Here is a 25,643-nt window from a genome sequence, read left to right as displayed (position 1 = left end):
TAATGGCGCGAATTGATCAATTATGAAAAATGGAATTACCCAGTCTGAAAGAATGATCCAGGAACTGGAACCGCATTATGTGGTTCCGGATGAAAGGAACTTGTTAGAATTGGTTCAATTCACGCTTTCTTACGCTAAATCAGTTTCTTATTTTGATTTTCACAACAAACCTCTAGGCAATTGGAAGCCATTTTTACTAAATGACCCGATTTTCATCACAGGTATGATCGCTTCCACTTCTCTGGAAAGCTACAAGATTAGACAGGATGACCTGGCCTCCAAAGCAGAAAATAACCCAAAAGGGAATAAAAAATTTAGAGAAGGAATGGCAGATAACCTGCTTTCCATGATCAAGAATATTTACAAATGGGAAGATCTTTTCATGGATTGTAATTATGCAGGCCCCTTGCTCAATGAAATCATAAACAGTAGAAGGTTTTTAGAGCCAATAATTAAAAGTACCCTTCAATTTCAACATAAGCACAAGGCATCTGACTTTCAACATATCAAAGCAGACGAATCTGGCAAAGATACCCATATCAATATTGCAGAAGCCTTTAAAGTTTCTTATAAGAATCTTGTCTTTATTGTAGATCAGGCACATAGAAGCTTTGATGACTTGATGGATATGGCTTCTGGCAAGCATCAGCCACATATCGGTCTTCTTTTGTCAGCCCTAAAGCTTTTTGTTGAAATCCAAAAAGACCTCAATGAGCTGACAGGAAAACACCTGGATTTTTATTACCGTCGAATCCTGAATCAGGTTGTGCCTTTACCTGGTCGGATTAGCTTGTTGGTGGGGTTGGTTCCCAAACCAGGAAAACTTTTGTTGGAGGAAAATTCAGGATTCACGCTGGTTTTTCCCTCAAAAAAGACAATTCCTTTTCAAAACCAGTTTCAAACAGAGCTTTCCCAAGCCAAAATATCATCACTTAAATCCTTATATATAAGTAACGATTTCCCATTCTCTACAGGCTATAAAGTTGATCGTCTTGCACTTAACTGGATTTATGAAGCGGAATTGTATCAAGGTGAAGCCCTTCATGATATTGCATTTCATGGAAATTCCAAAATGGACTTTCCAGCATTATTAGGAGAAAACCAAAACCTCAAAGGACTGAACCGGAGGACAATGAAAACAAGTAAGCTCGGGTTTATTGTCAGTTCACCTGCCCTTTTGTTGGAAAATGGAGAAGTACACATTGAAATTTCATTTGAATTGAATGAGTCCTCTTTCAAAAAGTTCAGAAACTTGGTAGCTGAACTACTTGGTGAAAAAAAGAAAGCCAGCGGCGACAAGTTGACTGAGATACATACCAACGAGTATAGGGATTTTGCCCACTTATTGCTCAATGATGCCTTTTTTGTAGACATTTCAGGTATCAAAGGATGGCAGCGACTCAATTTTCTGGCAGTCAATTTTTTTGATACCCAAAATAAAATTGTCTTCAAACTCGAACCTGAAGGATCATCGGAAATGCCCGTTCCCTTTGATTCAGAAATCCATGAGGGGAGTTTGGATACAGAATGGCCTTGTATCCGTTTCATGTTAAACTCCTATGCCCATTATCCTCCTTATAGGTTGTTGAAAGTGTTGGAAATCATAGAAATAGAGATCCTTACACAGTCAAAAGATGTAAATGCTGGTTTTGAATGCAGCAATCAGATAGGTAAGCTTGATACAGGTAACCCTTTTTTGCCTTTTGGATCCAATCCGACAAAGGATTCCTATTTCAACCTCAAAAACCCTTTGATTTTAAACAAGTATCTATCCTCTTTGTCCTTAAGGCTGGATTGGATTGGTTTGCCTGAAGAAGCATCAGGCTTCAAAGAATTGTATAAAGTATACCCAGGTACTATTGATAACAATAGTTTTAAGGGTATGCTATCTCTTAAGTCGAAGGCTCATCAAAGCAAACAGGCAGGCCATGCTGTGGCACAAGAAGTACAGTTATTCGAGACCGTTCAGAAAGCCGGAGAAGTCTACCTCAAAAACTACAGGGAGTTGAAGTTAAACCTTGACCTTGTGGATATCAATATCCTTAAGAATCCGGTAAATCACTCTCTTGAACTAGAAGAGGATCCTTTCCTTTCCCTCAAACTTTCAGAACCCTCCCCCTTTGCATTTGGCCATGAGCATTACACTCAATTGTATGCAGATGTTTCCTTTTATAATAGCAGATTTCCCAAAAGACAGAAAGCACTTCCAAGGGCACCTTATACGCCACAGCTTGAAAAAATAGTGTGCAGCTACAGCAACCAAACCAAAGAAAACCTAATCAGAAAAGGCAGCGAAAATGGCGGGAGTATTAAGGTATTTCACCTTTATCCTTTTGGGCAGCAGTGTGTATATCCCAACCCTGGATTGACAGCAACCTACTTGCTTCCCCAACTTGAAGGAAACGGCAATTTGATAGTTGGCTTGTCTGAGCTAAAAGAAAATCAAGTGGTCAACCTGGGCTTTAAACTCTATCCAGCATACTTTATTCATACCATTACACACCCGCCTAAGATCAAATGGGAATATATGGAAAAGAATCAGTGGCTTCCCCTCGGGAATTTGCTGATGGAGGATTCCACATTTGGGATGCTTCAGTCGGGAATAGTGAAGTTCAAACTTCCTGAAGTGCTGGAATTGAACAATACAAGACTACCCGAAAACCAATTTTGGATCAGGATTTCCTATTCGGGTAACCATGATATCAACAGCAGGCTGATATCCATCTTTACCAATGCCACATGGATTAGCCAAATGCATGATAAGGCAGGGTCAGCAGTGGATTTTGAAGAGCTGAGAGGCAATCTACAAGTGCTTGCAGATGGTAACTTACCTTTAAATGAAGTCATCGGCCCTTACCATATGAATGCGCCTTCTTTGCCCAAATCCCAAAAACAGGATAATATACGCATCAGTGAAACCCTTAGGCATAGAGGAAGAGGAATAAGTACCTGGGATATGGAAAGGCTTGTTCTTGAACGCTTTCCTCAAATTGGAAGAGTCATGGTGTATGGAAGAAGTGATTTTGCACAGCACTTGGTGAAAAATAGCAATATTCAGGTAGTGGTTATTCCCAATGCACCTTTGGATGACACCTTTAAATCGGAAGGATTCAGAGCACCCTTTGAATTACTGCAGGAAATCAAATTTTTCCTTCGGAAATCGGTGTCCCCTTTTACCAGGCTGGAAGTCTGCAATCCGGTATTTGAAAAACTCAAAGTCCGTGGCCATGTAAAATTCAAAAACATCCAACAATCAGGGTATTACAGGGATATCCTCGAAAAGGAAATCATCGCTTACCTATCTCCCAATCCAATGGATTTTCAGAAAGGGAAAGGTTTCGTTAGTGCTATATATAAAGCTGAAATTCAGAATTTTATCGAGTCCAGGTCTTATGTCGATTTTGTGACGGGATTTTCTGTCATACAGATTGTGGAAGTTCAGGGTAATTACAAAATCATAGATACAGCCAATCCTGATTTTCAGATCGAAATGTTAAGAACAGTCAGTCCTTACGCGATCCTTACATCAGCTGATTCACACCAGCTTGAAATCAATAATGAGTCAATGATGACAGATCCAAAACTATCCAGTATTGGCGACCTCTCCATCGAAGCGGACTTTATAGTCAAAAAAACCTAAAATATTCTCAGGAAGAACGGTTACATGAAAGAATTAAATGAAAATACCTTGGTCATCAATGACAGGGAACAGCTTAAAAAATATTTTAGAAGTGGCATGCTTCCGACTGAAAAGCATTTTGCTATTCTGATTGATTCTATGTTCAATAAAGTGGATGATGGGATCAATAAGGATGATAAGGATGGATTAATGATTTTTCCTGCGGGTGACGAAGAGATTCTATTGAGCTTTTATGATTCTCTTAAGGATAAAAAGGCAAGTTGGATACTGGTAAACGGTCAGGGAGAAACCAAAGGAATTATCCTGAAGCAAAAGGGTGAAAAGGACCCTACGATTTTCTTTCAACAAGGAGGATTTGTAGGGATAGGAACCAACAGACCGAGCCAAAAACTTGAGGTGGCTGGTTTGATTGCTTCCCAGGGTAGGGAAGGAGTATATAAAAAAGGGAAAGTGCCGGCAGATGGTAAATGGCATGATGTCATAACAGAGCTAAATGGTTGTCAGGGCTTTGAGATCATGGCACATGCGGGAAAGAAAGAAAAAGGCAAATATGCTCTTACGCATGCTACAGCCCTCAGTACTTATGGCAACTCCAAAGCCAGAATTTCAAAAACCTGTGCCCACTATGGCTTTTGGTGGAATAGAATCAGCTGTCGCTGGATTGGGGAAACAAAGAATTACAGGCTTCAAATCAAAACCAAAAGTAATTATGGCGAAGGTGCAGTAATCACATTTCGAATAGCAAAATTATGGGATGACAGTTTCCTCGATGAGCAAGAATAATGATGGAAAAAAAAGGCCCAATTCATAAAGACCAAGCGCTTAAACACAGCCAAGATTTCAAACTCCTCATGGAGCAAGGGATACGGCATGTGCAGAAATTCAGCGGAGAACGTTGGACAGATTATAATTTACATGATCCTGGAGTGACTATTCTGGAGCAGTTCTGCTATGGCCTTACAGATCTTGGTTACAAAACAGCTTTTCCTATTGAAGACCTACTGACCGAAAAATCAAAAGGTGAGATCAATTGGGATAAAAATGCTTTTTTCTCTCCATCACTGGTTTTTAGTTCTCACCCAATTACTGTATTGGATTTTAGAAAATTACTGATCGATACTTTTCCTGAAATTCAAAATTGCTGGCTCGGCCAAGCCTCAGCAGCTGGTATGGAAGAAGGTGTAAACGGAGTATATGAAATTGAAATTCTACCTGCTCTGTCATTCCAGAAAGACCTGAAAAAAAGACCTGAACTCGCCCTGTCTTTTCAGGATAGGCTATATGAATACCTCAAAAACAACAGGAATCTTTGTGAGGATTTTGAACCTCCCAGATTATTGTCACCCAAGCCTATTTTTATTAAAGCAAGTGTTGAAATTTTGCCAGAGAGCGACCCAGATAAAATAATGGCAGAATTAATCTTTGCTCTGGAAGTTTTTCTTTATCACCCTGTTGCATACTCCAATTTGGAGGAGCTAAGGAATTCTGGCCTTAGGATAGAAGATATTTTTTCAGGACCTAAACTCACCCGTGGATTTATATTGGACACTCAACTCAAAGAGCGCAGCAAAGTCCTTAATATAGAACAGTTTCAGGGTTTGATTTCAAAAATATCAGGGGTAAAAAAATGTCATGACCTTGCATTGGATACAGATGGGAAAGAAAAAAACATCATTCTTCCTGAAGGTTATTATGCTTCCATAAATACTGATCCAAATGATCCCGCGAGTGTGTATTTCAAAATCAGTATTGTTGTCAATCAAAACAGGCAGCGCCTGAATTCTTCCCGAGTAGCGGATCTTTTACTGGAACTTTGGAGCAAAAACTTCAGGGTATACCAAGAAGATTTGTTTAAGGATACTTTCTGGAAAACATCAATCACTGGGAGGTACCGAAATCCGGAAAACTATGTATCCATCCAACACCATTTCCCAAAAATTTATGGATTGGGCAAGGAAGGTCTTTCTCAGCATGAAGCACCTGATAGGCATGCAAAAGTAAGACAATTGAAAGGTTACCTGATGTTGATGGAAAAGCATTTGGCAAACTACCTTGCTCAGCTGTCAAAAGTCCCTGAATTTTTTGATTATGATATTCAAAAAGAAGGGCAAACCTACTTTTCACAGGACTTCGAAACCCATGTAGGTAAAGATGAAATTGAGATCAAAGAAAGCCTGATGCCAGGCTTTGACAAAACGGGAGTGAATCCACAAACCGGAGAATCAAGAATCACCTGGTTACAACGAAAAAACAGGGTTTTGGATCATCTTTTGGCAAGATTCGGAGAGGGTGTACAAGACCTTCCATTCCAGTTGTCACTCAAAATGAATATTTCAGGAACACAGGAGGAAATGCTTGCCTTGCAATTATTACAAAAATCCCGCTTCCTGCGTATTGTCCCGGAGCTCAATTACGCAACGCATAGGGCACGTTTCAATGTGCTTGATCATGTGAAAACACGCTCAACACTTGAAGTTTTGCTATCAACACTACTGGGAATCTCATTGAAAAACGGATCCCTTTTACCTGACTTTCTGCCAAAAAAAGTCACCCTTGAGGATCAGAATGCAAGTGAAAGCTTTCTTAAATCACAGATTTCTTATACTGAACTAAAAGAAAAATACCGTCCACTGTATAAAAGCGAAAGAAATTTCCCACGGCTAGAGAATCCTGAAAAACCTCAGTTTTCATTTGGGAAGATCGGCATTAAAGACCTATTCGCCAGAACCCTCAATCCCGATTGCTATTGGATCTCCAAAAAACTCACTTTTAAGGGTTCTATTGAAGTCCTTTTCCAAAAATCAGCAACAAACTGGGTTGGGGTTTGGGAAGGAAGAAATGAAAAAGAAGCTGTCCAAACAATTGCCAATGCCATACAATATTTCAGGGAAATGAATCACCGCTCTGAAGGAATATATTTTGTGGATCATATTACCTTGAGATCTCTTTTGGATAATTCAGAATTTGGATTTGTGATGATGGATCAATACGGAGAACCTACTTTCAGGTCTCCCTGGTACAATTCCTATTCAAAAAGAAAAGAGCAGTTGGAATTATTCTACTCAGCGGCAAAGGACAAAAAAGCATATAGATTGAGCGGGAAGCAATTGTCCATTCATGATGGGCAAGGAAGGCTATTAGGAGCTTACCATGCCGATGGCCAAGTCGATATAGATACTGTATTTGACATCACCTCCAGCTTTGCTACAATGATGTCGGGAGATCGGGAACTGTCAGGGTTTTTATCACTGAAAGATGTAGAGGATCTGAGATTTATGGGTACGCTTCACAACGACAAAGTTGTGGGACAGCGCTCTATGGTGTTTGTGCAAAAACGGGAAGACGGTACTGAAATCAAAGAGAATTTTTTTGATTTAAATGCATCTCTTTTGCTACCTGATTGGCCGGCACGTTTTCAAGAAAACCATTTTAAGTATTTTGTTGAAAAAGAAGTCAGAGAAAGAATTCCAGCTCATGTAAAAGTCGGTATTTATTGGTTGAACCTTAGGGAATTTGAAGCATTTGAGAATACTTATTCCAAATGGCGTGGAGAATCGAGTAGTGATTCTGAAAAAGTGAAAACCAAAGAAGCATTTCGACTCTATTCTTTTTTATCCAAATTGAAAGGAGGGGAGAATGCATAGTGCCTCTTCAGATGCAGTCGACAATTTGATGTTCTCTTTTCTTTACCCAAATCGGCAACAGGCAACCCGCTGCAATTCCAAACTCCAACAATTGCTGCAGTTTGATATCATTCCGGAATTGGGAAAGTCCTTTGATCAATTGGGGCTTAAAGGAATTGACATTGAGTTAGAGTCATTGGAAATTGACCTTGGCTTGCTACAGGAAGAGGATATTTCCATCGGGTTTGGTACAAGGATAAGTTCCTTGTTAACCAAGGCCCTTTTAGATGCTATATGGGAAAAAAGGCATCTTGGCAATGAGGGCTTACACCAAAATTCCCAGGTTTTAGACCTGTACCTGTTAGCCTTACAGATGTACTTTTTAAAAGGTTATTTACCAATATGGCTCAAGGTGGAATTTGACATATATAGTCTTTTGAAATTTGTTTTTTCTAATGATCCTACTCATCTAAAAAGGATGCTGGGAGCCACCATTCAGAAAAGTGAATCAGCAAGAAAGAGGATTGCTTTTTTGGAAACAGGTTATTTTGATCAATTAATCAGGGTGTTGGCCACCACTGACGCGGAATGGATGATCAGCTATAGAAATACCTACTTGGAGGTGCACAAGGCTAAAAACCACCTGCCCGGTCCTGAAGAAAGTCTCAAAAAATCCTTAAACCTATTTATTTTAACCTATCTGGCGGGAAAGTCAGGCCCCAAATTCAACCGGCTTGATTTTTCGGAACGTTTTTTAAGGTCAATAGCGGCACACTATAATATAGCATTTGAAATTTTTCTTTCCGAAATCAATAGCATCATCAACAAGATTTCTAGCGAAAGCAACCTGTTTAGGGAGTTTAAAGAAACAATTAATACAATCAATGAAAAAAACAATCCTGATACTCAATGGGATGAAAATAGTATAGAGCCTACTTTTCTGCAGCTTGTACAATGGCTAAATGTTGGTACAGCTATTCCGGTTTTTGAGACATATTTAGAAAAATGGAAAGTATCAGGGGTATTGTTCGAGATGCTGGCCATTCGCTTCCCCGGATTCTGGAAATCCTTATCCAAAAATGGTTTGTTCAACCTACTCAAACTTCTTTTGGATGACAGCAAAAGCCAATGGTTACCTCTGACACATAATTACCTGAAATGGTACACTCAGACATCACCTAATTCTAATGCTGATGATGGGGAAGTACTCAAAGATGTTTTTAGCCTGACAGCTGACAACCTTTCTCTCAATGGATTGGCATTCCAAAAAACCGATGATTGGTTCATGATTTTATCCTATCATGCCTTCACCGAATTGGGTGAACACTACCTGGTGTCAAAGAGCCTCATGGCATTAGGAAAAAAGGCAGGGATTTCCGACTCAGGGCAAATATTATTAAGTGCAAAATCCAAGGCTATCAAGTCTAAAAGTGATTTTTCCGGTCTAAATGGATTCAATGAGGATCGATTAAAGCTATCTGATCCAAGAAAAGATGACCAAAGGAAAAACCCATTATTTCTTAAAAATCAATTAGCCCTTCTTGTATTACAACAATACCTGAATGCGGGGATGCTGGGATTTTCTAACCGTGAACTGAGTCAGTCAGACCTTTTATGGATAGTCAACAACCTTCTTCAAAGTCAAGATTCCCGCTTGTTGGATGCTTTGAGTATGGCAAATAGGAAAAATGGGAATGCTATCACCAAGAGGTTTGCAAGTATAGCTCAAGGAATAGACCGGAAGGAGTTCCAAGCATTTATCCAAAGGTATGGAGCTCAAAAAACATTGTCCTTAAACAGATTCAATGAAAAACTGCTCAAGAATTTAGGTGCTTACCCAAGGTTGGAGGTTTTTTTAAATCAAAAAGTATGGGAACTTTTACTGGAAGAAAGTTCCACTGAAAAGCTTAAGCGATCCATTGGTTTTGACTACCGTGCTTCATGGGAGGATGAAGCTTTTCTATCTGGAGTATTTAAGCTTACTGAAGAAAAAGGATATCGGGTCGACGCCCTAAGGACAGCCTTAGCCAAGTTGAAATACAAAAAATACGTAATACTTTACTTTTCAAGGAATTCAACAGAAGGGTCCCCTTACCTTTCCTCTTTGAAAAAATTGGCTTTAGCTATGTTTTTGGGTAGCAAAAACCAATCGTTCTTAACACCTGTCTTGACAGCTGGAATGAGCCGTTTATTTAGCCAAGGCTTCTTTGCTTTGGACATGGGGGAAAATGCTGCCCTGAGAAAAAAATGGAATGCTGACACCAACAAATTTGAGATCGTTGATGGAAGTGGGAAAAAGGTAGATCAAGCCATTCAAAAGGGAAATATTAACCTCAATGAACAAGGGTTTGTAGACTCTAATTCATCAAGGGCTGATGAACTTAATTCGAAAAGCAATGTAGACACTGACAAAAAGAGTTTTGCTGGATCGAATAAGCGAGAAAACATTGATGATATTGAGCACTTAAATGAAAAATCTGATTCACAAGTAGCTGATGATCTTAATCTGAAAGGTAAAGTTGATCCTACTACACAAGATATCTCAGAGACCCATAAAAATGCTGTAAACCATTATATCAAAGGCATCTCACTTGATCAGAATCGTTTGTTCGAATTGCTTCAAGAGGAGAGTGCGGATGCTGATTTTAAGGAGTTGATTTTAGATAAAGGTAAAATTAAAAGCCTAAAGGAAACGGCATTAAATATTGTGGAAAAGGACATGTCCCTGCTCCTTCGATTGACCTTAAAGGTGAATCTTGCGGGATATGACAAAAAACAATTGCTCGAGAGTTCCAAGAGGCTAATGCTGTATTCAAAAATAGAGAAAACAGCCATTATCAGGTTATTCAAGGGACAGAAAAAACAATTGCCGGCGCTCCTTATTGGCCTGTATACACATTTGACTAAAAGTGACTGGCAAAAATTTTCCCTCTGGTTCAAGCTCGATATTGTCCCTCATATAGGTATTGAAAATCCAGTTCTTGAAAAACTTGGTGATGTATCTATAAATCTCAAAGAGTTCCTTGGAGCCTTGCACAAAAATGATGGTCTTAATTCCGCTAAATTTTCAGAAATTCTAGAATACCTGCAAGTATCCAACTCAAATGCCACAGCTATAGGAGCAAGTGAAGCATTGCGACTGCCTAGCAGTTTGAAATCAATTAAAGGGCTGGAGTATCTAATTGGGCTACCCTCATCAGCATTCTTTAAAAAATCAGCCTACAGAGCATGGCGGGAATCCATTTTCACCAGTATTTTTCAGTTTCATGTTCTTTACAGCTCAAATTCATCCATTAAGATGGATGTGTTTTGGAGTATTTTCTCAAGCTCACTTCGTAAATACCGCCATAGTTTAAATGCGGCCTCAATGGATTGGGTCAGCATCCTGAATTCTAAGCATTTGGATGAAAAAGCCAAGGCTAGTTTGAAGAAATCAATTGTTCAAATCCTTAAAAAACCAATAGGGAATTCTCCCAATGCTTTAGAGACTGAACAGCTTTCTGCTGCCATTTCTCACCTCAAAGAAGAAGGCTATCTGCCTTGGTGGTCTCCTATTCAACACAAGGCCAAACTCCTTTTAGCTGTGCTGAACGAAATCCAACTCAGCAATAAAAATGATGCCTTTTTATTGATTTTGCTTTTTGAAAAAGGGAAAACATCAAGCTTGTTACAGGATCTTAGCGAAAATCAGTTGAAAAGAATTTACAAGGTTGTCCTTTCGTCAAAATACAAAAAGTATTATCCCAGCTTTTTGAAAGCTATAGAAATGGCTTTGGAGAATTATGCCAGCAATACCTCCGTTCTACCTAGTCCCAAGAAGGAGAATGAGTTGCGGCATGACTCTATAAAAAGTCCCTATCTCTTTGGTACCACAGCTGAGGCTGAATCCTGGGTGAGGAAAAAAGTGAATTCTTCCAAAGAAAATGAAGTCATTTCAATTTGGTTTAATTCCAGTTCAGAAGTGCTGAGAAATATCAAAACCCTTTTGGCTTTTGGTTCCTATATGTATTTCGGGAATTTGAATCCGGGCAAATGGAAAGTTTGGCTTCTTGTCTTTGCCTATGATTATTATATTCAAAAGGGAAATAGGGATACCGAATCGTTTTTTGGAAAATTCCTCCAACACCTCATAAAAAACAGGTCGGAAATTAATTGGAAAATTGTATTTCAGGCTATGGAATTGGAGCGGCGATTTGAGGGAAAAGCAATGGAAATGTACAGGAATGAGGTATTGAAACAATTCCCAATGGCTTCAGAAGCCACAATCCAAGATCCTGAAAAAGGCGAATTGGTAAAAATATCGAATGCGGGGCTAGTACTTTGCTGGCCGTTTTTATCCGCGCTGTTTTCCAGATTGAATATCAGTGAAAAAGGATCAATCCCAGAAGTGTCACAGTCAAAAGCGGTCTACTTGCTGCAATATATTGTCTATGGCCATACAGATTATCCTGAGTATGAACTTGTGCTGAACAAATTGCTGGTGGGCATGAAGGTCAGCCAACACCTAGAAAGAGTGGAACTTCAACAAGAAGAGAAAGACATGGCTGTAAGCCTTATAAATGGAATGAAAAGCAATTGGGAAAAAATGAAAAATGCCTCTGCGGACGCAATCAGGGAAACCTTTTTGCAAAGAGAAGGAACCCTTGAATTTGATTCCCTTGCCAATACCCTGAGAATTCCCAAAACAGGAGTTGATATTTTGCTTGATAGTATTTCGTGGAATATTTCCATGGTAAAGTTACCATGGATGGAAAAATCATTAGAAATTAAATGGCGCTAATATGAATCTAATCCCACGATTTTCAGCAGAATCATATGCAAGGACCAATCTGTACAGGGTGCTGTTGTGGACCTTAGTATGTAGTGCATTTCTTGCAAACCTGAATCCTGCTTTTGCACAAGAACCAAGACAAATACCTCCATCTGAGATAGTTTTAAGCGATTCCATCAATTGGGGAGATAGCAGTAGACATGGGTTTATCAATAAAATCATTCAACCTTTTCGATTTAGGGAGAATCAGATTCAAAAAGAAAGACAAAGAATGGTCCTTCTTATCCGGAGATTGACCGAGGAAGGAGATTTGAATATTGATACGGCAACGGTCAGTGCGATTGTCAATGATTTGATCAACCTGACCAATGAACAAGAAGATGCCCAAAAGACTTCTGCTCGATTAGAAGAAGAGATTCATCAAGCCTTGGTAGAACTTGATTTAAAGGCACCATTGGATTTGGTTGATTCGGTTAAGGTGCAACTGGGTAATGTGCTTCAGGGTCTGATGGATGAAACCAAAGAAGCAAATTTGGCCCAAAGAAAAGCCATGATGGCAAAGCTTTCTGCGTTAAGGCAGATTCAGTTTTCATGTGGTTCTCCCGAACTGCCCACTTATGAAACGACAGTGGGAGATTCTCTTTTGGTTAGGTATCAGAATTGCCTGAAAGCGGAGACCCGTATTTTTGGATGGCACCTCGCTGAAATGGGAAATAAGTATCAAAATTACAACTTTAATTATCTTTCTGACTTGATCCTTCATGGCTATGAGTTAGGAGGAAATGGACTGGAAAACAATCCTGATGTGCTCCAAAAAATGCTTGAAGGAGGAATATTAAAAAGACTTGAGCATTCGGGAAAACATGCCTCACTTTCAGTTTACAGTTACTCAGCACCACTTACAAGCTCTTTTTTAAACCAAAAAAATTCGCAGGACCGCTTTCTTAGAAGAATAAAAGAACTGGTTGAATCTCATGGCCTTCAAGGCATTTCTATTTATTTTGAAACTATACGGCCTAAAGATAGTGCCGCATTTACACAATTTATTGCCAAACTTAGAAGTGAACTGACGGTCATGCGCCCCAATTTATTATTGACAGTTGGCATACCTGCAATTTCCAATACCGAAAACCTAAGTATAGCAAGTGCACTGGATTTTCCATCATTGAATGCACTGGTAGATTACTATATGGTGATGACCCAAAACCTCAACATCACTGCCACGAGAATCCCATTTTCAAGAAGTCCATTGTATCCTGATCAAGCAAACCCAAGAGGATCTATTGAAGGAACTTTTTCCCAATATTCAAATGGAAAAGTGCCTATCAACAAGTTGGTGATGACAGTTAGCTATCAGGGGATTTCATGGCCCATGCCAGACTTTATTCCGGGAAGCAGGGCTACAGGACTTGGCACTTCAATAAATTTCAATAGCATACAGCAAACAATTTTGCCCTCTGTAGGGCAGTATGATGGTGCAGTTTTAGGGTATGACCCTGAGCAGGCCGCAGCCTATTTGAACTACGGAGAAATTGGGAACCTCAAACAGCTTTGGTTTGAAGATGCCAGGAGTCTTTCCGAAAAGTATAATTGGGCACTTGAAAACCAAGTTGGAGGAGTTGGCATTTGGGGACTGGGTTTCGATGAGGGGTATACAGAATTATGGGATGCGATAGGAGCGAACCTTATCTATATAGACTCTATGGTCTTAGACACCACGAAGGTTTTAAGCAAAAAAGAAGGAACAAAACTAGGATTTTGGAACTATGTAAAGATCTATTTCAATGACGTACAATGGGCAGGTGTGAATGATATTTATCTCGGTGATCCCAATAACTCCGATTATTGTTATTTTGATCCTTACCCAAGTAGGGAAGCCATTCAAGAGCTAAAAGCTCAGTATGAAATTGATGATTTTTGGCTACACCCAAAAAGATTTAAAAAATATGACAATACAGAATTCAATGCTTTAGATTCTTACCAACAATGTATCAGTTTATTGGGGAGATGGGACCGGTATGCCGAACTCAATGGAAAAGCGGCAATAATTCTTTTTGTACTTCTATTTGTAGCGGGAGTTACAATTTTTCTAGGGGTCAAAACACATGGAGATGAATGGGTATGGAGAGTTATTCTTACTCATATATCTATTGGAATGGGCTTATTGTCTTTGATTTCAGTGTTTTTTTACGCCTTTTTTAGTACCCATATCGGCTTTCTGGGAGCAGGTAGTAATGAAGTGACAATGGCTATGGTGCTGTTGATATTCACGGTGGGTATTTTATCAGGTGTTATCATCAATTACCTGATCATGTCGAGAAAATATTCAAATAAAGATTTGCCATAAAACATAATCCATTTAACCATGAAAAATAACAGAAAGTCAAGTAAGATCGCTCAATTTAAAAAACAGGAGGATTCAAAAATTAACTCCCCAAACCCATCCATTCAAATCAAGGATAACAGGGCGGAAAACACTTTTCAACTTAAATTTTCGGAAATTATCAACACGCAAAACGGAAATTTTCCAATCCAAAGGGCTGAGTTAATGGAAGAAGAAATTCAACTCAAAAGTTTTGAAGAAGATGAGCTTCAGATGAAGGCGTTTGACGAAGAAGAACTTCAAATGAAAAGTATCGAAAAAGAAGGGATTTAATCACACATAGACCAAGGTCATTTTAGATTGGAAGTATAAGACCTCTTCTATCACTAAAGTGTGGAAAGAACAACCATTCTATAATATTTCTTCAGTAACGTCATTCATTGATGAAGTTACATTATGAAGAAGTATGGCTATTTTTTCTGCATTTTCATCCGTGATTCCATGGCCTACAGCAACTAATCCTGCCTGCAGATTCATCCATGCTGTTTGGAGATTTCCCTGATAAATTTCGAGTCCGTGGTGAATTCTAGGCATTTCATTTACACCGAGCTTTCCTGCGGAGGCATTGATGGCACCAAGTGCCGGGAGAAGATTTTCTATATCGTTATAGTACATTTTAGCATCAAACAAAGAATACTTCCAATCTCTACCATGATTTATGTTGTGGTCATGCATAGCATTGGCAATGGTATCCCAGCTTATTTGGTGATCCAATTGAACACCCTCGACATTCACCTGTTCACCACTATTTCCTCTTATGCTGATGATTCGGTTTCCGGCAAATTGAGGATTATACCTCATGAAAACAGCATTTCTCGTATGCGCACCAAAACTGAAGTTTTTTCTAGGGTACCTGTCTTTATTAAACATCTTATTTTCACCCCCTCTAGCGGTATAAACTGTATTAGGTATTTCTTTTTGTTTGCTATCACTTCCTTGGGGTACCTGTCTTTGAATAACAGGAGTGCTGACTTTCATCGGCTTCGCTAAGCGTGTATTGGCCACTTCTTGAAGTGTTTTTAATTGTCTGATTTCCTTACTGTTATTAGCCATTTCTTTCAGATCAGACTGGGTAAGAGATTCTTCTCTATTGTCTATAAACTGGAATACTGATTTACCACTTGATGGATATTTAGTAAAACTATTGAAAGCTTTCCGGTTGTCAACTTCCTGTGTTTTTTTTACGCGAGTATTCATATTTTTTTCTGTTTGGTAAAAAAGATATCAAGTTTAATAAACAATTATTTGGCTCAGGGGTGTTGAGTTTTAAGCGCCTAACAACCTCATTTTCAATTTATCATTTTGTTTTATGAATTTAAAATAATCTTAGATTATTTTAAACTCTGTCAATTGATTTTTAATTTTTTTAGTCAAAAAAGAGATGGACTAAAATCATTATTGATTTATGAATGGTATCTTTTTGGATCATGATAAGCTTTCGTTTCTTTATCCAATATATGCAGCCCTTGCAACTCCAAATCCCGAAGCTTCATTCCTGCAAGTATGTATTCATCGGACTCAATATGCTTTTTGATTTCGTAGATCAACCGTAACAATAGTTTTCCTTTTTCTAATCTTTCAAACGGGAAGGGGTCAAGATTGGCCTGAATGATTTTATTCAATTTTAGATCGATCTGTTTTTCTCTTAATTCCAATTCTGCACAAATTTTGAATACATCCATTGTCTAATAAATTAACATTTTTATGTTAATAATATAGACATTTTTTTACTTTTGAAAAAGAACGAAATATAATTTGCGGTCATTTATTTCAGAGATGGCTGACTTTCAATTGTCAAGTCCACTTTCATCCTATTTGGGAAGGGATAAAAAAATAACAGCCAAGATAACCTGAATATTAATGTTCATCGCCTTTGTAAATCCACATTGGTTGCGTTTGTCCTGCTCTCTCAAATCCGATTTTATTGTAAAAATTTATTGCTTTGCCGTCTGCGGTCAACATTTGCATATGGAAATGTCCATATTTTTCTTGCATTTTGTTCATTATCATCTTCCCAATTCCCTTGCCTTGATAATCGGGATGGACCAGTAAATGCGGGTAATATACTACCAGGTATCCATCCGAAATGGCATTTCCAATACCAATTAGCATATCCTCATGCCAGGCTGAAACTAAGCTGTGCGAATTGGTCAATGCTTTGTATAGTTCTTCAGGTTTGTCAGCCGAACTCCATTGGTTTGCTTTATAAAGTGCGATTATTTTTGCAAGCTCAATTTCTCGTATTTCGGAAATGGTTATTGTCATTTTAGAGATAAATTAAAGTTACTACAAGTCTTCTTGCGAAATCCTTCCATAACAGCAAACTTAGGTAAAGTAGCAAATTTGCAAATTCATTGAATTATTGGTCAGGTAGGCGTGACTGATTTTTTCCTTGAAAAGGATTTGTCAGCTTTTTGGCTCTGCTTTAAAGAGAAAATGTTTCCATTTCATAATTAAATATACTGATTCGGGTTTTGCTTTCCACGAATCATGTTGAGTGAAAATTGCTCATTTTTTCTCATATCGGCATAAAATGTCAATATTATCTTGGGATTTCTTCTTAATTCTGACAGAATCCAATTGTTTAAGGCCAATCAATGTATTAAAACTCGAATAAAATCATATTTTTGTGTTCTACCATTAAACATATAACATAATGAAAAGTCTTGTTGATAAAATCAATGCTGAATTTGAAGCCTTCAAAGCTGACGCTGAACTTCAATTAGAAAAAGGGAATAAAGCTGCAGGAACTAGGGCACGTAAATCTACCTTAGAACTTACCAAACTGATGAAAGAATTCAGAAAGGAATCTCTGGAAGCTTCAAAAAAGTAATCTTTAGATAATTAAACTCCCCAATTGGGGAGTTTTTTTGTTTTTATATGTTTTTAATCTGATTCCCGATAAAAGATTTCTACTGTTAGGTAACATATTCACTTTTGAGTTTCCATTGGCTCTATTTCCAAAGGTCCATTTCCGGACTTTTTTCAATCTGAGTATTCCATTTGTTGTATTTGCTCTAGTCTTAATTTTTAATTAATGCAGTTAATGCGTGAATGACTGCTTCATTTGATCAACTGTTTAAGTACCTTCTTTTTTGGTTTCAAATGCTTCCTGATGTCATCTATCTGACAAATCCTTAAAAGATGTCTTATTTGGCTTTAGTTTATGCTTTTGTGTTGATAAATCGAAAAGAGTGCAAAAGTGAAAAATGTCCGCTTTTACATCAATTAACAAAATTTATTATTGTTAAAATTAAATTAATCAGATAATTTGGAAATTTTTGGAATTTTATACCTTACTTTTAAAACCTTAATTATAGAATTTTCACCACAAACTATGCAATATGGAACTTTTAATCCAAAACCTTTCAAAGACCTATTCCAATGGAGTTAAGGCCTTGAATGACATTTCATTAACGATACCTCAAGGTATGTTTGGCCTTTTAGGGCCAAATGGTGCAGGTAAATCTACTTTGATGCGTACTATAGCTACACTACAGGATGCTGATTCAGGTAATATATTTTTAGATGACCTGGATGTTTTGAAGGATAAGCAACAGTTGCGGGAAAAGCTCGGTTATTTACCTCAAGATTTCGGTTTATATCCTAGGATAAGTGCTGAGGTGATGCTTGATCATATTGCCCAGATGAAAGGGGTGATTCAGGGTTCTGAAAGGAAAGACCTGGTGGCCTCTCTTTTGCAAAAAGTCAATCTTTATAAGGATAGAAAAAAGGCTTTAGGTACTTTTTCAGGGGGGATGCGCCAACGGTTTGGGATTGCCCAGGCATTGGCAGGTAATCCATCTCTTATTATCGTTGATGAGCCTACGGCTGGATTGGATCCTTCCGAAAGAAATAGGTTTTACAATTTACTCAGTGAATTGGGTGAAAATACAATTGTCATTTTATCAACCCACATTGTGGAAGATGTAAGTACCCTGTGCTCAAATATGGCCATAATTTGTCAAGGAGAACTGCTGATGCAAGGTAAACCTTCTGATGGAGTCAAAGAATTAGAGGGTATGATTTACCAAAAAAGTATAGACAAGTCCGAATTGGACAAGTATAGAGGGCAGTATAACCTTATTTCAACGCAATTGAAAGAGGGGAAACTAAACCTGCGGATTACTAGCGAGGCTTTGCCTGAAAATGATTTTGAGGGTGTTCCAGCCAATCTGGAGGATGTATATTTCAGCCATATTTCCCAAAAAATGGACCCTATAACTTTGTAAGCCATGAGGGATTTTTGGAACGTATTCAAGTTTGAAATCAGGTACAGGCTGTCAAGACCGGCAACCTACGCTTATTTTGGGGCATTGTTTGCAGTTGCTTTTGTGCTATTAGGAGGTGGATTTACACCCGCTGCAGAGACGGTTTTTCACAATTCACCATATGTGATAGCCCAATTACAAGTGACTATATCACTCTTTGGGGTATTGCTTGCCTCTGCTGTAATGGGTGTTCCGATATACAGGGATCTAGAACATAAAACAGGAACCTTCATGTTCAGCTACCCATTGAGTAAGTTTGCCTATTTCATGGGTAGGTTTTGGGGGTCTTTTGTGGTTTTACTAGGAATTACCTCAGGAGTGATGTTGGGTATTTTTGTTGGAAGTATTATCGGAGGTACCACAGGCTGGACTGACGCAGATCGCTATGGCCCCCATGAACTCATGAATTACCTTCACCCTTGGCTGACTATGGTTCTGCCAAATATGTGGATCGCAGGAACCTTGTTTTTCGCACTGATAATTTTCACAAGAAATATCAAATCCATTTATTCAGGGGGTATTATTTTGTTCATCGCCTATTTACTTTCGAATTTCCTGGCGCAGGATATTGAAAATAAAAACTTGGTACAATTACTGGATCCATTTGCACTCAATGCCTTCAATTATGAAACCCGCTATTTAACACCCTTTGAACAAAATTCTTTTATTGCTCCAATGCAAGGAAACCTGCTTTGGAATAGGGTCATCTGGTCACTGGCAGGATTATGCTTTTTTTTAGCTGCATATTGGCGATTCTCCTTCAGCTACTTCTTTCAGGAGCGTTTGAAGCGTACCGAAAAGTCAGCTGGAGAAGAAATAGCTCCTGTAGCAACCATAGGAAAGGTTCAAACTGTTTTTTCGGGTAAATACCAATGGATGAGTTTGTTAGCATTGACCAAAATTGAGGTGAACAATGTGTTGAAAGATGTTTACTTTAGATCTATTCTCTTGGGTGGCCTTGTGTTCTTGATAATTGATTTTTGGATAGGCTCTACGATTTATTCAGTCTCAAATTTCCCTGTTACCAGCTTTTTGATGGAGTTCAAGGGTTTTGATTACAATCTTTTTGTTTTCATCATTATTGTGTTTTTCACCGGAGAATCCATTCATAGAAATCAGGCTTCAGGCTATGCTGTGATCAGTGATACTTTCCCAGTGAAGGATAGTGTATTGCTTTCATCCAAGTTTTTTGCCATGGCAACGGTGACATTCATTCTTGCCTTCATCCCAATCCCAATTGGCATGTTGGTTCAGACATTGAAAGGATACTTTAACTATCAGCTCCCAGTCTATCTCGTTGACAGTTTTCTGATTACTTATCCGGATTACCTGCAAATGGTTATGTTGGTATTTGCTGTTCATATGCTCTTTAACAATAAATTTGCTGGCCATGCAGCTAGTATTGCCATTTGGGTGGTACTTGGGGTCGTTATGGATTTAGCAAATGTCAATTTCAATCTTTTCCTTTATTCATTCAAGCCATCTTACCTTTGGTCAGACATGAATGGATTAGGCCATTTTTCCGGTTCATTGCTTTGGTTTAATATTTATTGGTCTGCCATTGGTCTTTTCCTGGTGTTGTTTTTCAGTATTTTCTTTATCAGGGGAACAGAAGTAAGTTTTTCCAGCAGGTTAAATACTGCCAAAAAGCGTTTGAAGTCACCAGCAGTTGGTCTTTCGTTGGTGTTTTTATTGATAGGATTGGGATCTGGTGCCTATATTTTCCAATCAGTGGTCTATGAAAATGGCTATCAAACTGTTAAGGAAGGTCAAAAAGACAGGGCAGAATACGAAAAACAACTAAAGCAGTATGAGCGACTTCCACAACCCAAAGTAGTTTCAGTTTTGTTAAAAGCAGATCTTGTTCCGGAAGAAAGAAATGCCTACTTCAACCTTCTTTTGACTATTGTGAATAAAACAGATAGTCCCATCGATTCCCTGCATATGAATGCAAATGATCTTACTGAGTTTGAAGTCAGGTTGGACGGACAATCCCTGCCTTATCGATTTCCTTTAACATTTGGTCGAAGGAAGTTTGATGTTTTAAATAAATACAATCAAAAGGAATGGTATAAAATATTGGCACTTCCTAAAAGCATGCAACCGGGAGATACGCTACAACTGGAGGTTTCGGCAAGTCTGATCAAAAAAGGTTTCCCAAATTCCGGCTATGGAAGGGATCTGGTATATAATGGGACGTTTACTTCTGCTTTTTTGCCGAGCTTTGGTTACAATCCATCCATCGAATTGACTTCAGATGAAATACGTAAAAAGCATGGACTGGAAAAGAAGGATACCGATCTGCCGCCCCATGATGACCCTTTTGGTTTGACTAATCTATTGTTTTCGCAAGATGCCGATTTTGTAAACTTTGAGGCAGTAGTGAGTACGCATCCTGATCAGATTGCAGTGGTACCGGGATATTTACAGAAAGAGTGGGAGGAAAATGGAAGAAGGTATTTTCATTATATTCAGGATACACCAATTCAATACTTTTTCTCTGTAGTTTCCGGGGAATTTGATGTATTATTGGATGAGGCTGTTTTGCCTGATGGTCAGAAAGTAACCATTGAAATCTACCATCACCGGGAACACAAGTATAATCTGGACAGGTTCCTGGCAGCGTATAAAGATGGTTTAGTTTATTTTTCTGAAAAATATAGCCCATTTCAATTCAGGCAAATGCGGATTTTGGAATTCCCTCGGTATGCTGGCTTTGCCCAGTCTTTTCCTAACACAGTGCCTTTTTCAGAAAGTTTTGGCTGGGTGGCAGATTTCAGTGACCCCAATGATTTTGACTATGTCTATTTTGTCACAGCCCATGAACTTGCCCACCAATGGTGGGGCCATCAGGTGCCTCCAAACTACACTAGGGGATCCAATCTGATTTCAGAAGCTTTGGCAGAATATTCTGCTCTGATTTTGACAGAAAAAGCCTACGGTAGAGACAATATGAAACGATTTCTTAAGCAGGAACTTGACAGTTATCTGTCCGGGAGATCAAATGAAAGCAAAAAAGAAAATGTATTCATCAATGCAGACAGGGGGTATATCTGGTATCAAAAAGGTGCTCTTGTGCTATATGCATTAAGAGATTACATCGGGGATGCTGCCATGGATGCTGCTTTAAAGAATTTTGTTGATGAGTTTGGTTTGAAGGAAACGCCTCCTTTTGCGGGAAGTTCTGACTTACTTCGGCATCTTACCCATCACACGCCTGATTCTATGCATTATTTTCTGGATGATACCTGGAATAAAATCACTTTGTATGAAAATAAGGCACAGGAAGCAAAAGCTGAAAATCTGGGAGATAATGAATACTTGGTTACCTTGACTGTGAATTCCCGGAAAGTTTATGCGGATAGCTTAGGTAGGGAATCCCCTGCAGATTATGAAGGCGATTATATAGATATCGGAATTTTTGCCAGAGAAGACAAAGATGAGAACGGGAGAAACAGGACAAATCCTTTGTACCTGCAGAAGCACAAAATTGTGGCGGGTGAGACGATTCTGAAAATCAAAGTAAAGGGGGAAGCTCCGGTAAAGGCAGGAATAGACCCATATAATAAACTAATTGATAGAATTCCGGAAGATAATATAGTAAATGTAAGTATTGACTAAGGAAGGACTATCATGGATAAGATGATATTTGAAGTTCACCTAAAAGGGAAGGTTTAGCCTTCCCTTTGTTTAAAAGTGTTTACCGAATTCAGGACTTCAAATTAAAAATTTCACTTTCATAGCTTTCATAAATGTCAAATCGGAAGGTGAACCATTTTTAGTGATTTCTGCCAAGGCATTTTTGCCATAAAAATCAGGCAGTCTGGCATTTCTTGGATCAAAACCTTCTTTCCCAACCCCCCATAAGTTGCTCTTACACTTTTGGCATAATTCAGAGAGTGGGAAGTTGAAAATTAGGCAAAGCTGAATGAAATAATAGCGGGATTAGTTGTAAGTTTTTTTAAGCCAGGGAAACCATACTCATTAAAAATGTCCGACTGGCGTCATTTCAGGGATCTCCACCTGAAAATGCATCAAGCGTTTTAACTATAGAATATAGAGATTAAAGCAGAAATGTATAAGCTTTTTTGGAAACAGCATGGAGAAACAAAAGTATTTCCCCTTTTCTTTAATAGCAGGTAAGACAAAGGGGAATACTGTTTTTAAAACAAGAATCTCCAAGTCAGGTGTATGGGTTTTATATTTTCTACATTTCCGGCAGTCAGAAGAGGATTGAACTGGTAGGTCATACCAAAGCTTGATGCATTTAAGATTTCCAGCTTTTTGAAATAATTGCCTTTAAAGCCCAGCATCAGTTCTGCCTGAAGGTTGAAGGGATTGGCCAGCTCTGACAAATTAATGGATTGATTCTCATTATTCTCCCTGAAGGAGTAAGTACTGCTAAGGTTATATCCACCTCTAAAACCTGTTTGCAAGAAAATGTTTGGTTTTTCTTTACTGTTGTTGTCTTTAAAATAAAGCCTTGCCTGTGCGGAGAGATTAAAACTATTCTGGTATATCCTTGAATACTTTATTCCATCAGGTGCTTGGATTAAAGTATTGTTGCTTTCGTCCAAAACAGGGAAGAAGTCAAGGTTATAGGTTGTTCTTTCGAGCTCCAAACCTGTAAGGAATGAAAGTCTTCTGTTTATTGGCATCTCCTTCATAAAACCTATTTGAATATTACCATGTCCATCTTGGTAAAAGTTGTCAGGAACACCCTGCAATACACTTAACCCTGCTCCAAAACTGAAGTAGGTTTGTGATTTATAAGGTTTTTTTGAAGATGGTTCTGCATTCTGTGCCATTAAATTTTGGCTTAGGACAAAGAAAAGTAGGAAAATTGAAACTTTTGTAAATCTAATCGTTTTCATTTTTGTAACTGTTTGTTTGACAGGTACAAAGGTGGGAGAAGGTAAATGGTAAAAAATTGATCTAGGTTAAGAACATACTTTTACTTCATCAGCTTTTTTCTGATCCTGCTCAAGGACTCAGGTTTCACATTAAGATAGGAGGCAAGATATTTTAAAGGGACCTGTTCCAGATAAACAGGGTATTTTTCCATTAACTTTTCGTACCGCTCACTGGCAGAGTCAGTCAGAAGTGAAATTTCTCTTTGTTCTCTCCATATGTAGTATTGCTCTACAGCTGTTCTCCCAAATTTGTTGCTCTCTGGGTATTGTGCATAAAGCTGTTCCAAAAATGTGTAGGGTAGGGAGGCAAGGATGCATTCATCTAAGGCTTCTATATAAAAATTGGAAGGATTTTGTTGGATAAAGCTGGAGTAGGAACAGTTAAATTCATGCTGGAAAGAGAAATCAAATGACTTTTCTTCCCCTTTGACCAAAATAAAATGCCTTGTACACCCAGTTATCACAATGGAGAGAAAACGCTCAGTTTCTCCTTCATTTAAAATAAAATCTCCTTTTCTGTATTTCCTGATTTTAAAGCCCTGCTTGAATACTTCCCATTGTTCATCGGTCAATGGAAGGTAATCATAAAGGAGCTCCCTTGCTGCATTTAAATGTCCTTCGTATGCGTCTTCTGACAGTGTTTTATCCATGGAGGGCTTGAGGTTCAGATTGATCTTCAAGTTAAGGATTAACTTAACATAGGTCAATTTTTAGCGGTTTTGGGCCACATACCTTTGTTAAACAAACCAAACATCACAAAAATGAAAATTCAATTTAAATTCGGAAATCTAAAAGGACTAAATGTTATTGCTTATCTGTTGCTCTTTGGGGGATTATTAAGGTTGTTTTCCGGCCTTTATGATTTTTTCAAAGTTCAGTCAAAATTGGACTTTCTGGAAAAATTGGACTTTCTGGTTGAAAATGCACTCTTGTTTGGCCTTAATGGCCTGATCCTGTTTTTGATCCTAAAATGGATGGCAGTACAACTCAGAGGAAAAGATTTTGAAATGAGTCTGAAATAATTGTAAAAAAAAATATAATTGAAATGAATAAATCTAAATACAACTCAGCAAATCCCCTCATCAACATCCTTTCCTACATATTCCTAGGGTGTGGAATAATCATCTTTTCTTTGGAAATAGTGAATTTCTTCAAATCAGAAGACTATTCCATGGTAGATTCAAGTGGTAAATATTTCATGATTACCTTCATGTTGTTCTGGTATGTGGGATTGCGGTATATGATTAAAAAAAAATTCAACAAGCCTGGGAGTTGAATTTGATTGGAAGTCAAAAAGGACAATGATTTATGAGAGTATGGATTTGGAGTATTTAGGCTCTTAACTGAATATCCTTGTCTTCCAGGTGCCGTAAAAATGAAGCTGGTATGTATAGACACACCAGCTTCATTTTTACATTTTTAAATAACTTTTATTGTCCCCAAAAATTTCGCATACCTTCTAAAATCATTTTAATCAAATTCTCTTTCCCTGAAAAGGTCGGTAAAAAGCTCAAATAATTTCCTTAGAAAAGACAGGTTTTTTGTCCTCACAATATTTCATTTTATTCTAATTGAGTATCCTATTGAAGAATATATTATTCAGATAAAACGGATAGCTGCAGCCAAAACTCTTCGATTTTAAGAATGGCCTCCATAAAATCTTCCATCTCCAATGGTTTTTTTACATAGCTGTTGCAGTAGCTTTTGTAGGCCAATTCAATATCTTTTTGATTGGAGGAAGTGGTCAGCATGATTACCGGAATCTTTTTCAGGCTTTCATCCTTTTTGATCTCTTCCAATACTTCAAGCCCATTGAAAATGGGGATATTTATATCCAACAAAATCAAATCAGGCCTTTGAGCATCAGAGAATTTTCCTGTTTTGTTTAAAAAATCTAATGCTTCCTGTCCATTCCTGGCGACGCTGACTTGAGTTTGAAACTTGCTTTCCTCAAAAGCATCAAGCGTGAGGAGTATATCTCCTTCGTTGTCTTCTACAAGAAGAATATGTGCTAATTTTAAATTTTTAGTACTCATATTTTA

The 25,643-nt window shown here is 38.2% G+C and carries 17 protein-coding genes; 11 read left to right on the top strand and 6 right to left on the bottom strand.

Features of this window, described 5'->3' with window-relative positions; all coding sequences use genetic code 11:
- Positions 1 to 22 precede the first annotated feature (22 nt).
- Genes CLW00_RS01865 through CLW00_RS01840 form a run of 6 tightly spaced genes read left to right on the top strand, consistent with a single transcriptional unit; the run spans position 23 to position 14,690 of the window.
- The gene (locus CLW00_RS01865; protein WP_106131936.1) at positions 23 to 3,640 is read left to right on the top strand and encodes a hypothetical protein; all 3,618 of its coding nucleotides are present in this window, start codon (positions 23 to 25) and stop codon (positions 3,638 to 3,640) included.
- A 24-nt stretch (positions 3,641 to 3,664) separates the two neighbouring features.
- Entirely contained in the window at positions 3,665 to 4,423 is a 759-nt protein-coding gene (locus CLW00_RS01860; RefSeq protein ID WP_106131935.1) for a hypothetical protein, read from the top strand.
- Complete coding sequence (locus tag CLW00_RS01855; RefSeq protein ID WP_106131934.1) at positions 4,423 to 7,284, top strand: hypothetical protein; 2,862 nt, start codon at positions 4,423 to 4,425, stop codon at positions 7,282 to 7,284. The genes CLW00_RS01860 and CLW00_RS01855 overlap by 1 nt, the downstream gene beginning before the upstream one ends.
- Complete coding sequence (locus CLW00_RS01850) at positions 7,277 to 12,043, top strand: contractile injection system tape measure protein (protein ID WP_106131933.1); 4,767 nt, start codon at positions 7,277 to 7,279, stop codon at positions 12,041 to 12,043. The genes CLW00_RS01855 and CLW00_RS01850 overlap by 8 nt, the downstream gene beginning before the upstream one ends.
- A 1-nt stretch (position 12,044) precedes the next feature.
- Positions 12,045 to 14,381, top strand: coding sequence for a glycosyl hydrolase family 18 protein (locus CLW00_RS01845; RefSeq protein ID WP_106131932.1), 2,337 nt, complete (start codon positions 12,045 to 12,047; stop codon positions 14,379 to 14,381).
- Between the two features lie 18 nt (positions 14,382 to 14,399).
- A complete protein-coding gene (locus CLW00_RS01840) occupies positions 14,400 to 14,690 on the top strand; it encodes a hypothetical protein (protein ID WP_106131931.1) in 291 nt (96 codons plus the stop codon).
- 78 nt (positions 14,691 to 14,768) lie between these two features.
- Here CLW00_RS01840 and CLW00_RS01835 read toward each other — a convergent pair whose 3' ends face one another.
- From CLW00_RS01835 to CLW00_RS01825, 3 genes are all read right to left on the bottom strand, one after another.
- Positions 14,769 to 15,614, bottom strand: coding sequence for a hypothetical protein (locus CLW00_RS01835; RefSeq protein ID WP_106131930.1), 846 nt, complete (start codon positions 15,612 to 15,614; stop codon positions 14,769 to 14,771).
- A 206-nt stretch (positions 15,615 to 15,820) separates the two neighbouring features.
- On the bottom strand, positions 15,821 to 16,099 hold the full coding sequence (locus tag CLW00_RS01830; RefSeq protein WP_106131929.1) for a hypothetical protein: 279 nt from the start codon (positions 16,097 to 16,099) through the stop codon (positions 15,821 to 15,823).
- A 175-nt stretch (positions 16,100 to 16,274) separates the two neighbouring features.
- Positions 16,275 to 16,682, bottom strand: a complete 408-nt coding sequence (locus tag CLW00_RS01825; RefSeq protein ID WP_106131928.1) for a GNAT family N-acetyltransferase — start codon at positions 16,680 to 16,682, stop codon at positions 16,275 to 16,277.
- A 391-nt stretch (positions 16,683 to 17,073) separates the two neighbouring features.
- Between CLW00_RS01825 and CLW00_RS01820 the strand changes: the two genes are divergently transcribed.
- From CLW00_RS01820 to CLW00_RS01810, 3 genes are all read left to right on the top strand, one after another.
- On the top strand, positions 17,074 to 17,250 hold the full coding sequence (locus CLW00_RS01820; RefSeq protein ID WP_106131927.1) for a histone H1: 177 nt from the start codon (positions 17,074 to 17,076) through the stop codon (positions 17,248 to 17,250).
- Between the two features lie 511 nt (positions 17,251 to 17,761).
- A complete protein-coding gene (locus CLW00_RS01815) occupies positions 17,762 to 18,649 on the top strand; it encodes an ABC transporter ATP-binding protein (protein ID WP_106131926.1) in 888 nt (295 codons plus the stop codon).
- A 3-nt stretch (positions 18,650 to 18,652) separates the two neighbouring features.
- On the top strand, positions 18,653 to 22,309 hold the full coding sequence (locus CLW00_RS01810; RefSeq protein ID WP_106131925.1) for an ABC transporter permease/M1 family aminopeptidase: 3,657 nt from the start codon (positions 18,653 to 18,655) through the stop codon (positions 22,307 to 22,309).
- Positions 22,310 to 22,851: 542 nt separating this feature from the next.
- On the opposite strand, the gene CLW00_RS01805 is transcribed toward CLW00_RS01810, so the two are convergent.
- Positions 22,852 to 23,496: an outer membrane beta-barrel protein gene (locus tag CLW00_RS01805; RefSeq protein WP_170073158.1), complete on the bottom strand. Its 645-nt coding sequence runs from the start codon at positions 23,494 to 23,496 to the stop codon at positions 22,852 to 22,854.
- Positions 23,497 to 23,642: 146 nt separating this feature from the next.
- The gene (locus CLW00_RS01800) at positions 23,643 to 24,251 is read right to left on the bottom strand and encodes a Crp/Fnr family transcriptional regulator (protein WP_106131923.1); all 609 of its coding nucleotides are present in this window, start codon (positions 24,249 to 24,251) and stop codon (positions 23,643 to 23,645) included.
- Positions 24,252 to 24,362: 111 nt separating this feature from the next.
- Here CLW00_RS01800 and CLW00_RS01795 point away from each other — a divergent pair, with 111 nt between their 5' ends.
- Entirely contained in the window at positions 24,363 to 24,623 is a 261-nt protein-coding gene (locus CLW00_RS01795) for a hypothetical protein (RefSeq protein WP_106131922.1), read from the top strand.
- A gap of 23 nt (positions 24,624 to 24,646) precedes the next feature.
- On the top strand, positions 24,647 to 24,877 hold the full coding sequence (locus CLW00_RS01790; protein ID WP_106131921.1) for a hypothetical protein: 231 nt from the start codon (positions 24,647 to 24,649) through the stop codon (positions 24,875 to 24,877).
- Positions 24,878 to 25,196: 319 nt separating this feature from the next.
- On the opposite strand, the gene CLW00_RS01785 is transcribed toward CLW00_RS01790, so the two are convergent.
- Positions 25,197 to 25,637, bottom strand: a complete 441-nt coding sequence (locus CLW00_RS01785; protein WP_106131920.1) for a response regulator — start codon at positions 25,635 to 25,637, stop codon at positions 25,197 to 25,199.
- Positions 25,638 to 25,643: the final 6 nt, after the last annotated feature.

Origin of the sequence: Mongoliibacter ruber, from assembly GCF_003003005.1 — a bacterium.
Taxonomy (GTDB): Bacteria; Bacteroidota; Bacteroidia; order Cytophagales; family Cyclobacteriaceae; genus Mongoliibacter; species Mongoliibacter ruber.
This window is presented reverse-complemented; position numbering and strand designations above follow the sequence as displayed.